At 54.1% G+C, this 15,046-nt stretch carries 13 protein-coding genes; 12 read left to right on the forward strand and 1 reads right to left on the reverse strand.

The window, feature by feature from the left end; all coding sequences use genetic code 11:
* Positions 1-1,029 precede the first annotated feature (1,029 nt).
* Positions 1,030-1,935, forward strand: coding sequence for a LysR family transcriptional regulator (locus E0E37_RS08440; RefSeq protein ID WP_130862594.1), 906 nt, complete (start codon positions 1,030-1,032; stop codon positions 1,933-1,935).
* Positions 1,936-2,391: 456 nt separating this feature from the next.
* On the opposite strand, the gene E0E37_RS08445 is transcribed toward E0E37_RS08440, so the two are convergent.
* Entirely contained in the window at positions 2,392-3,294 is a 903-nt protein-coding gene (locus E0E37_RS08445) for a LysR family transcriptional regulator (RefSeq protein ID WP_130862595.1), read from the reverse strand.
* A gap of 489 nt (positions 3,295-3,783) precedes the next feature.
* Here E0E37_RS08445 and proC point away from each other — a divergent pair, with 489 nt between their 5' ends.
* The 11 genes from proC to E0E37_RS08500 all read left to right on the forward strand — a co-directional run bounded on the left by proC (position 3,784) and on the right by E0E37_RS08500 (position 14,962).
* Positions 3,784-4,584, forward strand: coding sequence for a pyrroline-5-carboxylate reductase (gene proC, locus E0E37_RS08450; RefSeq protein ID WP_165445288.1), 801 nt, complete (start codon positions 3,784-3,786; stop codon positions 4,582-4,584).
* 13 nt (positions 4,585-4,597) lie between these two features.
* On the forward strand, positions 4,598-6,094 hold the full coding sequence (locus tag E0E37_RS08455) for a sodium-dependent transporter (protein ID WP_130862597.1): 1,497 nt from the start codon (positions 4,598-4,600) through the stop codon (positions 6,092-6,094).
* A 277-nt stretch (positions 6,095-6,371) separates the two neighbouring features.
* The gene (gene ppnP / locus E0E37_RS08460) at positions 6,372-6,695 is read left to right on the forward strand and encodes a pyrimidine/purine nucleoside phosphorylase (protein WP_130862598.1); all 324 of its coding nucleotides are present in this window, start codon (positions 6,372-6,374) and stop codon (positions 6,693-6,695) included.
* Between the two features lie 68 nt (positions 6,696-6,763).
* Positions 6,764-7,954 (forward strand): DUF362 domain-containing protein, encoded by a 1,191-nt coding sequence (locus E0E37_RS08465; protein ID WP_130862599.1) that lies wholly within the window; start codon positions 6,764-6,766, stop codon positions 7,952-7,954.
* 471 nt (positions 7,955-8,425) lie between these two features.
* Complete coding sequence (locus tag E0E37_RS08470; RefSeq protein ID WP_130862600.1) at positions 8,426-8,974, forward strand: 2-oxoacid:acceptor oxidoreductase family protein; 549 nt, start codon at positions 8,426-8,428, stop codon at positions 8,972-8,974.
* On the forward strand, positions 8,974-9,276 hold the full coding sequence (locus E0E37_RS08475) for a 4Fe-4S binding protein (protein ID WP_130862601.1): 303 nt from the start codon (positions 8,974-8,976) through the stop codon (positions 9,274-9,276). Before E0E37_RS08470 ends, E0E37_RS08475 begins: the two co-directional genes overlap by 1 nt.
* The gene (locus E0E37_RS08480) at positions 9,276-10,457 is read left to right on the forward strand and encodes a transketolase C-terminal domain-containing protein (RefSeq protein WP_130862602.1); all 1,182 of its coding nucleotides are present in this window, start codon (positions 9,276-9,278) and stop codon (positions 10,455-10,457) included. Before E0E37_RS08475 ends, E0E37_RS08480 begins: the two co-directional genes overlap by 1 nt.
* Positions 10,447-11,337 carry a thiamine pyrophosphate-dependent enzyme gene (locus E0E37_RS08485; protein ID WP_130862603.1) on the forward strand — a complete coding sequence of 297 codons (891 nt, stop codon included), beginning with the start codon at positions 10,447-10,449 and terminating at the stop codon, positions 11,335-11,337. The genes E0E37_RS08480 and E0E37_RS08485 overlap by 11 nt, the downstream gene beginning before the upstream one ends.
* Before the next feature lie 17 nt (positions 11,338-11,354).
* Positions 11,355-12,815, forward strand: a complete 1,461-nt coding sequence (locus tag E0E37_RS08490) for a 4-hydroxyphenylacetate 3-hydroxylase family protein (RefSeq protein ID WP_130862604.1) — start codon at positions 11,355-11,357, stop codon at positions 12,813-12,815.
* 61 nt (positions 12,816-12,876) lie between these two features.
* Positions 12,877-13,986: a pyridoxal phosphate-dependent aminotransferase gene (locus E0E37_RS08495; protein WP_246019673.1), complete on the forward strand. Its 1,110-nt coding sequence runs from the start codon at positions 12,877-12,879 to the stop codon at positions 13,984-13,986.
* Between the two features lie 115 nt (positions 13,987-14,101).
* The gene (locus E0E37_RS08500; RefSeq protein WP_130862606.1) at positions 14,102-14,962 is read left to right on the forward strand and encodes an IclR family transcriptional regulator; all 861 of its coding nucleotides are present in this window, start codon (positions 14,102-14,104) and stop codon (positions 14,960-14,962) included.
* Positions 14,963-15,046: the final 84 nt, after the last annotated feature.

Raw genomic sequence — 15,046 nt, forward strand, 5'->3', positions numbered from 1 at the left:
GGCGGTCTCCGCGGCTGTCTGGATGGACGTCTGGGTGGGAGTCTGGGTGGGAGGATGCTCCGGCGGCTGAAAAGCGCCGTGGGGGATCCTGATCGAAGAAGGCGGCAGGGACCGGCGGTGCCGTGCGGAAGAGAATGAAAAAGGAATTGAAGAATAATGAAAAGCCCTCCGGACGCGACAGCGGCGGAGGGCTTTTCTGTGGTTATACTGTGATCTATGCATTCGCAGGGTACGGTCTGCACTCTGTTGGGCAGCAGATAAATCGGCTGCTGAGCATTCCGCCGCGTTGGCGGGCGAACCGGATGCCGCGTTGGCGGGCGAACCGGATGCCGCGTTGGCGGGCGAACCGGATGCCGCGTTGGTGACGAACCGGATGCCGCGTCGACAGGCGACTGGATGCCGCGTTGGCGGGCGGACCGGATGGCGAACCGATTGCCGCGTTGCGGATCAGCGGCTGGTTCCCATGCGAGTGATGGCGGTTCCTGCAAAACCTGATACGATACAAAGACCTGCGATCAGAATAGTATACATGATAGTTCCTCCTTTTTAAGTGTTCCTGTGATCAAAAGAAAGACTCGATGTTGGCTTCCGATTGCGGAACGGTCTTTTCTTTTCATCTTTATTGTACGCCAGAAACTGAGATCAGTAAAACGAAAGTATTTGATGAGATGAATGAAGAAACGTCATGATAAATATAATGAAAACTGACGAGACTGTCGTTGGATTAGGAAGGTGAGGGATCAAATGGTAAAGCCGCAGAGCCGGCTGCCGATGTGCGGGATCATGGGCGTACGCCTTTCATTTTTATTCTGTCATTGGTGGTTGCCCCGGCCCCGCTGCTGATTTATACTGGAGAAAGGGAATTAAAATATGGAAAGGTACTCGCCGGCAGCATGTGGGAATATCATGGGACAGAACTGCGCAGCGTTGATAAAGAGCAGACGGGAAGAATGCATAAAAAAGGTCGGAGAATAAGCGAAGGACTGAAATAGAAAAACCGGATCGGACGACAGGTGGAAAGGGAACGCGATGGATATGAAAAAGTACGAAGTTCTGCTGCGGGCGGCGGATCTGAGCAATCTGACGAAAGCGGGAGAGCAGCTGGGCTATACGCAGTCCGGTGTCAGCCATATGATGAAGAGTCTGGAGGAAGAGTTTGGATTTCCCCTGCTTGTGAGGGGGCGGAAGGGAGTGCGTCTTACCGCCGAGGGAAAACAGGTGGAGCCTGTGCTCCGGGAGATCCTGAAATGGGGAGAGCGGCTGGAGCAGATCGTGGATGAACTGAATGGACTGGAGAGCGGTCACATCAGTATTGCGGCGCTGACCAGCGTATCGCTGCACTGGCTGCCCCGGATCATCAAGCGATTTTACACCCAGTATCCCAACATCACCGTGGAGCTGCGCCGGGAGGACGGAGTGAAGCAGGCCAGGGATCTGCTGCTGAACAATCAGGTGGATCTGGCGTTCATCAGCTATCAGAGCGATATGGGGACGGATTGGGTCCGGCTGGGAGAGGACAGGCTCATGGCGGTGATGCCGGAGAGTTATCCGGAGCCGGAGGGCGGTCTGTTTCCGATAAAAAGATTTGAACAGGAGCCTTTTCTCATGACGGAGTTCGGGCGGGACTACGGCATTTACGAGGTGCTGGAAGAGAGCGGTGTGAAGGTGAAGCTTGGGTTTTCACCCATGGACGATCACGTGACCATGTCTATGGTGGAAAGTGAACTGGGACTGTCCATTCTTCCTGAACTGCTCATGCTCAATAACTCTTACAGGATCCGCACTATGCCGCTGGAAGGGGGATATTCCCGCATGCTGGGCATAGCGCTGCCTTCTCTTGAACGAGCGTCGCCTGCGGTCCGGAAGTTTATCGCATGTACAAAAGAAGTGATTGCGGACATGCAGGAAAGCCGGACGGCCTGGGGAGATAGCTGACGGAGTGCCGCCAGCCCTGCGGCCCGGGCTGCACTGGGGATGGGTGAAGACTAGACGCATATCAGCCATGATCCGGCGGTCATTTTGTGTAAAGCCGGGTCTCCTGAGACGAAGATAAACGCTGAGTAGGTGAAAATGGTGAAAAAAAACGATTTTCACCTAAATTGCATTAAAAACAGGCTTGAAATTGACAGAAATTAACATATAATAGGCGAAAATCGTTATTTATAATGATTTTCGCCTATTATTTTGCTCGTTTTAGGTGAACTCGGGAAAAAAGTTCTGATTTCGCCTATTGGGGCGGAGTTTGCCGCCAGAATGGAGAGCGTCCGCACCGGGAGAGAGCGCCCGCGCCGGGAGAGAGCACCCGCGCAGGGAGAGAACACCCGCACCGGGAGAGAACATCCTGCCGGGAGCGAACATACGGCCGCCAAATGAGAGAGTACCTTCGCCTGCTCACAACAGATCGCGGGAGAGCGATGACTGCGGAAGGATCTCGCGGAGCACTTCGCGGGTGCAGCTGATAAATTTTTTTGCTGCAGGGGACAGATTTTTCAGGGAGCGGGCGGCGAATCCCAGTTTTCGGGTAGCCGCCGGCGACAGCGGCCGGGTGGTGACGCGGTATTCCCAGCCGCTCATCATGAGGGCGGACATGATGCTTACTCCCAGCCCCTGCTCGATCATGGAGATCAGCGTGTGATCCAGATTGGAGGTGCAGATCACATTGGGGGGCGTGTCGGACCGTTTGAGCAGCCGCAGTACGTCTTGGTATGCATTGGACATCAGAAAGGGCTCTTTGACCAGCTGCTGTACGGACACCGCAGCCTGGGATGTCAGCGGGTGGTCTTTCGGCAGCACAGCAAGCATGGGATCGTCCAGGATCTCTATTTTGTCAAAGGTGTATTCGGGTTCCAGCGTAAAAAAGCACAGCTCCACGCGGCCTTCGGAAAGCCAGGTCTCCATAGTGGCGCAGTTGCCTTCCTCGAGAATCTCCACGCGGACATTAGGGTACTGACTGCGGAATCGCTTCATGATCCGGGGAAGCCAGCAGATGGCCACGCTGCTGTAGGAGGCGATCTTCAAATTGCCGTAGTCCATGTGGTGGATCTGCGCAAACTCCTGTTCGAGCTGTTCGTTGAGATTGACCAGTTCCCGTATGAGGGGAAGTACATTTTTCCCCTCGTCGGTGAGCATGACGCCGCTGTTGGTCCTCACAAACATGGGAAACCCCAATTCTTTTTCCAGATTGTTCATCATATGCGTGATACCTGACTGGGTGTACATCAGCTCCTGAGCGGCCTTCGCAAAACTGCCGCAGTCGGCGGCGCGAAGCAATGCCTTGTATTTCTTAATGTCCATGCTGTTCCCTCCTCTACTGCCCGGAGAAAATGACGGCTCGGCCAGTTGGCATAAGCCGTATTTTCACTGATGATCTGAATATATCGACCCAATTCTACCATTATTCCCGCTTGTTAAAAAGAATAAAATTCATAATTTGCTCCGATATGACGAAAGCGGCCAGGGAGATGACAAAGGTTCATATGCGACAGATAGTCATGAGGGGGTGACGATCTGTCGTTTTACAAATGACTGAATATTCATTATAGTTTGAATTGAAAAGAGCAAAGCGCGCGCGGCCGGTAAGACAGATCAGCGATGCAGAGAAGCGCATTGAAGAAATGATGAGATGCATATGCAAAAATGATCAGATGCACAGATACATACACGATGATGAGATGTAGCGACGCACATGCAGACGTGATGAGGTTCAGCGCTGTATGCGCAGAGTCCATGGGATGCAGTGATTGGAATGTGTAAATGCGGATGCCAGGCGGCATGGAGGTCATTATGAACAGGAGAATCGTTTTTGTCGGGGGCGGGAATATGGCGGAAGGGATCATCGGAGGACTTCTGGATCAAAAGGTTTTTGCTCCGGAGGAGATCGCTGTGGATGATATCATTCCGGAGCGGCTGAGTTATCTGAACGCGACCTACGGGATAGTGCCGGAGGATGTCGGAACGTATCTGAAAGACGCGGATATGATCGTGCTGGCGGTACGCCCTCAGGATATCGACAGCGCTACAGAGAAGGTGAAGGAATCCGGTAATAAAACGGCGGTCATTCTCTCGATCTGCGCGGGAGTCACGCTGGGTAAACTGGAGACTGAGCTGGGGGCGGAGAGGAAGATTCTGAAGGTGATGCCCAATACGCAGATCAAAGTGCATAGCGGCTACAGTGCCGCCTGCGTCAACAGCAACATTACAGAGGAAGATAAGGAGTTCATCTCCGCGTTCCTCGGTGCATTAGGGCAGTCCATGTATCTGGATGAAAAGATGTACGATACCTTTACGGCTTACAGCTGTACCGGACCGTTTTATATCTACAAGTTTGCGGAGGCGCTGATCGATGCCGGCGTCCGTTCAGGATTTTCCAGAAAGGATGCGAGAAATATCGTGATCAGAAACCTCATGGGGGTGGCATCGACCATGGAGCTCACCGGAGCTCATCCGGCAGTTTTGTGTGACAGTATGACATCGCCGGGAGGAGTCACCATCGAAGCGCAGCAGAGTCTGTGCAAGAACGGGTTCGCCGGCATCGTCATGACAGCGGTGGACGAAGCGGTGCGGAAAGCCAATTCTCTAGGATAGGAGGCGTCTTGAAATGAGTGAAAAAGGAAAATCGGGTTATGGATCCAGATTAGGTCTTGTCTGTATACTGATCGGCGCCAGCGTGGGAACAGGCAATGTATGGCGGTTTCCGAGAATGGCGGCGGTGAACGGAGGCGGGGCCTTCGTGCTGGCGATGGTGATCGTTCTGTTTCTGATGGCGGTACCCATCGTATGTATGGAGAACGTTATGGGGCGGGCCACACGGCACGGAACCCCGGGAGCCTTCCGCGATTTCATCGGGAAGAAATACACGTGGATGGGGACCTTTTCCTCTATGGCGGCGCTGATGATGCTGTCGTACTATATGGCGGTCATGGCGTGGTGTGTGCGTTACGCGGGACTGTCAATTACCAAGAGTTATTGGGGAAAAGACATGGCGGAGGTCTATGATTCGGTGGTAAACGGCAGTCTGGCCACCTGGGTCGTTTTCGCGGTACTGTGTCTGCTGCTTTACATCTGTGTCTACAAGTCCCAGGCCATGATCGAAAAGGTGGCTACGTTTATGGTACCGGTGCTGGCGCTTTTGCTGATCATTATCGCAGTCCGCGCGCTGATGCTTCCGGGATCGCTGGAAGGCGTCAAATACGTGTTTACGATCCAGCCGAAACATCTGTTTGCGGCGCAGACGTGGCTGAACGCTCTGACTCAAGCGGCCTGGTCCATCGGGCCGGGGCTGATGATCATGCTGAATATTGCCGTTTATTCGTCCAGAAAATCGGATATTTCTCTCAATACCCGCATTCAGGCCTTCGGAGACATGTCCATAGCGCTGGTGTCCACTCTGGGCGTCATCCCGACCATTTTTGCCATGATGAGCGTGAGCGATGCGGTGGCTGCCTGCGAGAGCTCCAACAGCGGGCTGACCTTCCTGGCTCTGACCAGTCTGTTTCAGAAGATCGGGGGAGGATACTTCATCTCTATTATGTTCTTCCTGGCTCTGGCGTTCGCAGCTTTCAGCACAGCCACCGTTCAGTGCATGATCGGAACGCAGATGTTCATCGACGCCGGCTGGTCCCGCAAAAAGGGCGCGGCGGTCACGGTGGCTTTTCTATTCATCGTGGGCACGCCCTCTGCGCTCAATGAATGGTTCCTGCTAAATCAGGACATGGTATGGGCCTGTCTGATGCTGTTCGGTTCCATTTTCCTGGGCTTTGCCGCCCACAAGTACGGCGCGGAGAAGATCAGAACAAGACTGCTGAACTTCGAGGGAAATGAGATACAGGAGAAACGGTATTGGAGCACACTCACGGTCTGGATCGCACCCATCGTGATCACGCTGGTCTTTGTCTGGTGGATCTGGCAGGCCATCGGCTGGTATCCGGATAACTGGTGGAGTCCCTTTGAACAGAACAGTCCGGGGACGATCATCACTCAGGGACTGATCCTGTTTATCCTCTGCTGGGCGCTGAACAATAAGGTGGCGGACAGTATTAAATTCAAGTACTTTGACGGGGAGGATTACCCTGAACTCCCGGATGAGCTGCGGTAGGAGGAAGGAGAGGATGTTATGAGCTGGATCATTTTTTTGATCATCAGTCTGGGGATCTGCTGGGGCGGATTTGGGTTTTACGCTGCCAAGGCGATCAAAAACGAAAAAAGCTGAAACAAGCGCTGCCGCAGGCCGAACGGCGGCGCCGCGGAAGAAAAAAGCAGGGAATTCAACGTAGTTTGAAACAATCAGGTAGCCAGGACAGTTCGGGCAGTTCCGGCAGTTCCGGCAGTCAGAGCGGCCGGAGCAGTCTGAACAGTTTGGAGAGGAGTTTGTTATGGTAGAGAAGAAAATCAGCGATCTGACGATCGAGACAAAAGGCAATATCTATTTCGACGGTAGGGTGACCAGCCGGAGCTTTTACAAGCAGGATGGAACACGATTCACCATCGGCATTATCACGCCGGGGACTTATACTTTCGACGTGAGCGACCGGGAAGTGATCCAGCTGATCGCGGGCGAGGCGGAGATCCTGCTGCCTGCGGAACAGGAGTGGAGAAGGGTGAAGGCCCCCGATACCTATGAGGTCGCCGCAGACAACAGCTTCCGGATCCGCTGTTTCGACGTGGTGGAATATCTGTGTGATTACTATAAAAATTGAAGGATAAAAACAGTCGTTTTAAGCAGTTAAATAAAAGCGTTTGAATTAAAGCGGGGAGGAAATTTCAAATGGTGAAAGTGGCGGTTGCGAGGACGGGCGGACACGACTATGAAAGTATAAAGGCAGCGGTGGATCGGGTGATTTCCCTGATCGGCGGAATAGAGGATATCATCAGACCGGGCTATAAAGTTGTCATCAAACCTAATCTGGTGGCCACGCCTACGGACCGACTGTCGGGAGGCGTGACCAGATGGGAAGTCTGTATGGCGATCTATGAGGCGGTACAGGCGCTGGGGGCGTATCCGGTCATAGCGGAATCGTCGGCAGCCGGTGCAGACACGGAGTCCGTCATCGCCAAATGCGGTTATCAGGAACTGCGGGACAGAGGGATACCAGTCATCGACCTGAAAGCAAAGGAATGCGTCCGCTGCCGGCTTCCAGTGGAAAACGGCGTGATTTTTCAGGAGCTTGATTCCTGGGAACTGGTACGGGACGCGGACGCCATCATTACAGTACCGGTGATGAAGACTCACGACCAGACGGAAATTACTCTGGGCATGAAGAACTGCAAGGGCCTGATCACAGATCAAAACAAAAAGGCTTTCCACGCGCAGGGACTGATCGAAGGGGTATGCGATCTGATACAGACTGTAAAGCCGGTGCTGGAGATCGTGGACGGGACATTTGGTCAGCAGGGTCTGGGGCCGATCTTTGGCGAGACCAAGGAGATGAATCTGATCGTGGGTTCCAGGGACCTGGTAGCCTGCGAGACGGTGACAGGTCTCATCATGGGATATGAGCCGGAGGAGGTCATGCTGACCGGGGCGGCCAGCCGGCGCGGGCTGGGTGAGATGGATATGACCAGGATCGAAGTGGTGGGAGAAAAGATCGAGGACGTTAAGAGTCGTTTCAAGCGCTCCAGTGAGATCGAGATCGAGGGGCTTCCTTCCAGTTTCCGGCTGATCTTCGACGAACAGGCCTGTACGGGCTGCAGGAACACGGTCATCAGCTCGCTGATGGACATGAAGGCCCAGGAGCTGTTCGAGTATCTGGAAAATATGAATGTGATCGTGGGGCCGGTAAAGTATGAGGATCTGCCCAAAGATGCAGACCCGGAAAACACAGTGCTGATCGGCAAGTGCACCAATCATCTGAAGGAATACGGTTTCCGCAGCGTAAAAGGATGTCCTCCGGGCAACGCGGACACGGTGCAGGGAATATTGGGCGGTCGATTGGAATACGGCGTGAGATATTCGTAGAGAAGTGATTCTCCATCTGATCCGATACAGGGGAAAGGAGAGACCGCGGTACATTGTCGTCCCGCGGTCTTCCTTTTGGCAGCTCAACAGCCCCCGTCCATCAGGGTAAATGCAGCCCGGTCGTCATGTCGGTCTTGGGCCGTTCCAACAGATTGCCGAAGACCGCCGGAGATCGCCGGAAGGGAGACCGCCGGAGCCCGCCCAAAGTCGCTGGAGACCGCCGGAAGGGAAGCCGCTGGAGACCGCTGAAAGGGCGGAAAAATCTGAAAATGGAATGCCCTGCCCCCTCCCTCCGGGGCCCAAAGCCGGTGACCGCAAGCGTCTGGTGAATCAAGGGTCCGGCGGCGGAAAAAAAGATGGGGAAAAGACGCAACTTTATTCCGAAATGGAATTGACAAATCCAAATAGCGGAATTATAATTCCATTATAGAATAGTTAAGCTTATAGTGTGAATATAGGAGGCGATACTACATGATTGAAATTCGTTGGCATGGACGCGGAGGACAGGGTGCCTTTACAGCGGCCAGACTGCTGGGAAACGCCGTCGTATTTGACGGTAAAAACGCGCTGGCATTTCCGTCCTTTGGTCCGGAACGGCGAGGTGCTCCGGTTCTTGCGTTTACAAGGATCGACTCGGAAAAGATCAATGACAGAAGCGACGTAGTGGAATGCGACTGCGCCGTAGTGCTGGATGAGACGCTTCTCGGCGCTCCGGTAAAAGCAGGTCTGAAGCCGGGCGCGAAAGTCATCATCAACACGACGAAGAGTCCGGAAGCGTTTGACTTCAGCGATTGTCCGGGATGTCAGGTCATCACTGTGGATGCCACGGGACTGGCGCTGAAGATCCTGGGCCGGCCGATCACCAACGTACCCATGCTGGGCGCGCTGACTGCTGTTGCGGATGTGACCAGCCTTGATTCTATTTATAAGGCCATCGATTCACAGCTGGCTGAGAAAATCCGCGCCAAAAACAAGGCGCTTCTTGATGAGACCTACAAAACCGTAAAGGAGGCACTGTAATGAATCGACCGAAGTTATCACAGCCGCTGCCGGCGGGTACGATCGAAGATCTGCCCATGGGACCGTCTGCGCGGGCGGGTCATCTGATCGACGTAAGTTCCGGAATGCGGACCTTCCGTCCTGTTATCGATACGGAGAAATGCGTAAACTGCCTGCGGTGCTTTTTGGTATGTCCCGACGGCGCCATAGATAAATCTGGAGAGAATTTGGAGATCGACTACGACTACTGCAAGGGATGCGGCGTCTGCCAGAAGTCCTGCAAGATCGGAGCCATCACGATGGTGAAGGAGGGAGAAGCGTAATGGAGAAATTATTTGTATCCGGCGATGAAGCGGTAGCGCTGGCTGTCAGACAGGCAAAGCCGCACGTGATCGCAGCTTATCCGATCACTCCGCAGACCATCGTGGTAGAGCGTCTTGCCGATTATGTGGAAGACGGTTCTCTAAACAGTGAATATTTATATGTAGAATCCGAGCACAGCGCCATGTCGGCGGTCATCGGTTCCGCGGCTATGGGCGCCCGTTCTTTTACGGCTACCTCAAGCCAGGGGCTTCTGTACATGGTAGAGGGCCTGCACTACGCCAGCGGTTCCCGTTTCCCCATCGTCATGATGAACGCCAACCGTTCCCTGGCCGCGCCCTGGAACATCTACGGAGACCAGAGAGACTCCCTGTCTCAGCTGGAGTCCGGCTGGATCCAGCTGTATGTTGAGAATGTACAGGAAGCCTTCGATACCACGATCCAGGCCTACAAGATCGCGGAGAACGCGGACGTAATGCTGCCTGTCATGGTAAACCTGGACGGTTTCGTGCTGACTCACACGTATGAGCCCCTGATCATGACGGATCAGGAGACGGTGGACAAATACATACCGTTTGCCCGGTACAGCAACGCGATGAATCTGGACGATCCGGTGAACACCTGTATCACCGCCGGACCGACTTACAATACGGAATTCCGCTGGCAGCAGCAGCTGGCGACCCTGAAGGCTGCTGAGGTCGTAGACTCTGCCGACAAAGAGTTCGGAGAGCTCTTCGGACGCTCCTACGGCGGTATGGTGGAAGCTTACCGCTGCGATGACGCCGAGGTCATTCTGGTAACCATCGGAAGCGTCACCGGAACAGCCCGTGTTGTCTGCGACGCTTACAGAGCGGCCGGCAAGAAGGTCGGTCTGCTGAAACTTCGCTGCGCGCGGCCTTTCCCCACGGAGAAGATCGCGGCCATCGTAAAGAATGCGAAGGCGGTAGGCGTTCTGGAGCGGGATATCAGTTTTGGTTTCGAGGGCGCGGTATTCTCCGACCTGAACTCCGCTCTGAAACAGCAGAATGTGAACGTACCCACCTACAATTACGTAGGCGGTCTGGGCGGCCGCAGCATTTCCAAGGAAAATATCGCGGAAATCTTCGACGCGCTCCTTTCCGGAAAGGCGGAGAAACCGCTTGAGTTTATCAATTTAAGGAGGGACATCAACTATGGCGCTTAATGCAAAGACTCTTCCCAATGAAGAACTGTTTTACGGACACAAGGCATGCGGCGGCTGCGGCGGAGCTCTCGCCATCCGTTTGGCGCTGAAGGTCCTGGGAAAACGCAGCATCGCGGTCATTCCTCCGAACTGTATGTCTACCGTAGCCTTTATCTATCCGCACATGCCCCTGTTCGTGAACGGTATTATTCCGCCCTTTGCGGCGACGGCAGCGGTCATGTCCGGCGTGCTGGCGGGAGCCAGAGCGCTGGGTGAGGAAGACTTCCACGTAGTCGGCTTTGCCGGCGACGGCGGTACCTCCGACATCGGACTTCAGTCTCTGTCCGGGTCTATCGACAGAAATGACAAGCAGATCTTTCTCTGCTATGATAATGAAGCGTATATGAATACCGGTATCCAGAAGAGCGGTCTGACCCCCTATGGAACGAAGACCACTAATTCTCCCGCCGGAAAGAACATTCACGGTTCCACCAGCCCGAAAAAGAGAATTTTCGAGATCGTTGCAGCTCACGGAATTCCCTATGCGGCTACGGCCAACGTAGGCTATCCGGAGGATTTCCTGATGAAGCTGGAAAAGGCGAAGAACTGCGACGGACCGTCCTTTATCCATGTGATGGCTCCCTGCCCCACAGGCTGGCAGACGCCGTCGGACAGCCTGATCGACATCGGTAAGGAAGCCGTGGACTGCGGTCTGTGGTACCTGGCCGAATACGAAAACGGTGAATTCAAGCTGAACAAGAACCCGAAGGAATTTACCCCGCTGAAGGATTACATCAGAAAGCAGGGCCGTTTCTCCCATCTCGACGACGATGATCTGAAGCACATCGAAGAAGAGAGAGACGCCACATGGGCGAGAATCCGCAGAGATTGGGTAAAATAAGACAGGAGAAATAAAACATGAAGACAGCGCGCGATTATATCGACAGTCTCAGAGAGCGCAAGATCAAGGTCTATATCAAGGGCGAACTGATCGACAGCGACAAAGTGATCGATCATCCTTTTATCAAAGGCCACGTCAATGCCGCTTCCATGACGTATTCCATGGCGAACAGCCCGAAATATGAGGATCTGATGACTGTCAAGTCTCACCTGACAGGTAAAAAGATCAACCGTTTCACCCATATCCACCAGAGCACGGAAGATTTGCTGAACAAGGTAAAGATGCTGAGAACGATCTCTCAGCAGACAGGGACCTGCTATCAGCGCTGCGTGGGCTTCGACGCGATGAACACCACGTATTCTGTGACTTACGATATGGATCAGAAGCTGGGCACGGACTATCATGAACGCTTTAAGAAGTTCCTCCTGTACGTGCAGGAAAACGACCTGATGGTGGCCGGAGCCATGACGGATCCCAAGGGCGACCGCAGTCTGAGACCCAGCCAGCAGGCCGATCCTGACATGTTTGTCCACGTTGTGGAAAAGAACGATAAGGGAATCGTGATCCGCGGCGCCAAGGCGCATATGACTGGAATGGTGAATTCGCATGAAATGCTCATCATGCCTACCATGGGCATGAAAGAGGATGATGCGGATTACGCCGTATGCTGCGCGCTGCCTGTTGACGCGCCGGGAGTGCTGCACATTTTCGGACGTCAGACCAACGACGACCGGAAGATGGAAGGAGATATCGATCAGGGCAACGCCAAGTTCGGTATCGTAGGCGGAGAGAGCCTGACCATACTCAACGACGTTTTCGTTCCCTGGGAGAGAGTTTTCATGTGCGGAGAGTATCAGTTCTCCGGACTTCTGGTAGAGCGCTTCGCCTGCTATCACCGTCAGAACTACGGCGGCTGCAAGGGCGGCGTCTCCGACGTGGTGATCGGCGCCGCGGCGCTGATGGCTGATTTCAGCGGCTACGGCAAGGCCGGCCACATCAAGGAGAAGCTCAATGAGATGATCCATCTCACGGAGACCCTTTACGCCTGCTCGCTGGCCTGTTCCTGTCAGGGCACGGCCACGGCTTCCGGCGCGTATTTCGTGGACCCGCTGCTGGCCAACGTCGGAAAGCACAACGTGACCAAGCTGATCTACGACATCGACCGCCTGGCTCAGGACATCGGCGGCGGTATCATCGCCACCATGCCTTCGGAGTCTGATCTGAAACATCCGGAGATCGGACAGTACGTGGATAAGTATCTGAGAGGCGTTGCCAGCGTGCCCACGGAAGACCGGATGCGCATCGGCCGTCTCATCGAGAATATGACGGGCGGAACGGCTCTGGTGGAAAGCATGCACGGCGCAGGTTCTCCCCAGGCGCAGAAGGTCATGTATTCTAAACTGGCCAACTTGGAACAGAAAAAAGAATTTGCCGCTCATCTGGCGGGCGTGCATCTGAACAAAAATGAGGTAAAATAAAATGGAAAATCTTTTTGAATCAAACATTGCCAAGAATTATCCGGCTTCCGGAATACGGAAAATGTTTGACGTCGCAGCGGAGTTCGATCCGAAGGAGATCGTCAATCTGACGGTAGGCGAACCGAACTTCGACACGCCGGCAAATATCAAGGAAGCGGCGAAAAAGGCTATCGACGCAGGCTTTACGCACTACACGCCTAACGCCGGCATGCCGGCTCTGCGTCAGGCGGTGGCGGACAGCTACGCCCACTATGGATGCGGCTATACGGCGGACAACGTCATTATCACGGTAGGCGCGCTGGAAGGACTTACACTGGGACTTCTGGCCATCGTCGGCCCTGGGGATGAAGTTCTCGTACCCGACCCGTGCTTCCCCAATTACTTCGGTCAGATCCTGATCTCCGGCGCTAAGGCTGTGCCTGTACCGGTTTATGAGGACAATGATTACAAGATCCAGGCGTCGGACATTGAAGCGGCCATCACGCCCAGGACCAGGGCGATCATCCTCAATTCGCCCAGCAACCCGCTGGGGTCGGTCCTGACGGAGGCGGACGTTCGGGAGATCGCCAAGGTAGTGGATAAGCACAACCTGTATGTCTTCTCCGACGAGGTATATGACAAGATCATGTACGACGGGCAGAAATATTTCAGCATGGCTCAGATCCCCGAGCTCACCAGCCGGGTCATGGTCATGAACAGTTTTTCCAAGTCTTATGCGATGACGGGATGGAGGATCGGCTACTTCCTGGCGGACAAAGCGTACACCAAGAAGATGGCTCAGCTGCAGGAAGGACTGGTATCCTGCGTCTCCACCTTTACCCAGATGGCCGCCATCGAGGCGCTGAAGGGACCGCAGACGGCTGTAGATCAGATGCTTGCTGATTACGCCAGACGCCGGGATATTCTCATCGACGGTCTGAACGCCATTCCGGGCTTCAGCGTCAAGAAGTCCCCGGGAAGTTTTTACGCTTTCGCAAACATCAAGGCCTTCGGAAAGAGCTCCCAGGAGTTCGCGGAGGATCTGGTCCGCCAGGCGAAGGTAGTCACCGTGCCTGGATCTGCTTTCGGCAGCATGGGAGAAGGCTACATGCGTTTCGTATTCGCCAACTCCGATGAGAATCTGAAGGAAGCGGTGTCCCGGATCGGCGATTATGTAAAGAAAAATTATTAGTGGAAACGGCTTTGCTCAGAGGACCCGCGGCATCCGCGGGTCCTTTTGAGAAATGCTGTATTTTAACGTTGATAAAAAACGGAAATTAAGGTATAGTTTTAGCAGGAGAACATAAATGGAAACGGAGGCGAGCGGCACGGCTAACAAAGAAGAGAAGAAAACCAGGACGGCAAAGGAACAATCGGGAGAAAGAGATTCCTCCTTTTCCAAGTCGATCCTCAAGACCCTCAGTATTTTGGAGCAGTTTTCGCAGGCCGATGAGCTCGGAATCCTGGAGATCAGCCAAAATACGGGCATACCGGCCAGCACAGTCCAGAGGATCGTAAATACCCTTGTGATGAAGCAGTATTTGGTCCAGAATCCCCATACGCTGAAATATCAGCTGGGAATTGCTTTTTTTAACATCAGCAGCAGGTATTCCAATAGCCGCGACTGGGTGGAAGTAGCCAAAGCTCACATGGAGGAGCAGGTGCAGCGGACCCAGGAGACGGTGAATCTGGCGATCTTACAGGGTGAAAACGTGATCTACCTGGCAAAGGTGGATTCTCCGCAGATTCTGCGGCCCAACTTCAGCGTTGGAACGCCTTATCCTGCACTGAGGACAGCGCTGGGACGCTGTCTGCTGTCCTATCAGCCATGGAGCAAGGTAGAAGCGCTCCTGGCGACGCAGACCGATTTTAAATACGACGCTGACAGCTTTCAGGCCATGCTGGAGGAAGGCAAGCGGCGTGGATTTGTCACGGAGGATGAGGAATTTCAGCTGGGGCTGTTTTGTATTGCCGCTCCGCTGTGGGATGCCGACGGCCGCGTAGTGGCGGCGATCAGCACAAGCATTCCGAAGATCCGTTTGGACGAGGAAAAGAAGACGATCATGATCGAGCAGATGCAGGAGACTGCATCCAAGATATCTCTGGATTTCAAAACGCGGTTTGAGTACATCGATGTGGAACGGCTGGCCAGAGAGAAAATGGTTTAGCCCGGCTGAACGACCGGACAGAAGAGCAGGCAGGAAGATTGGCACGACGAAACAGACGCCGGGGGGCATTGCCCACGGCGTTTT

The organism is Bacilliculturomica massiliensis (genome assembly GCF_900605495.1).
GTDB lineage: Bacteria > Bacillota > Clostridia > Peptostreptococcales > Anaerovoracaceae > Bacilliculturomica > Bacilliculturomica massiliensis.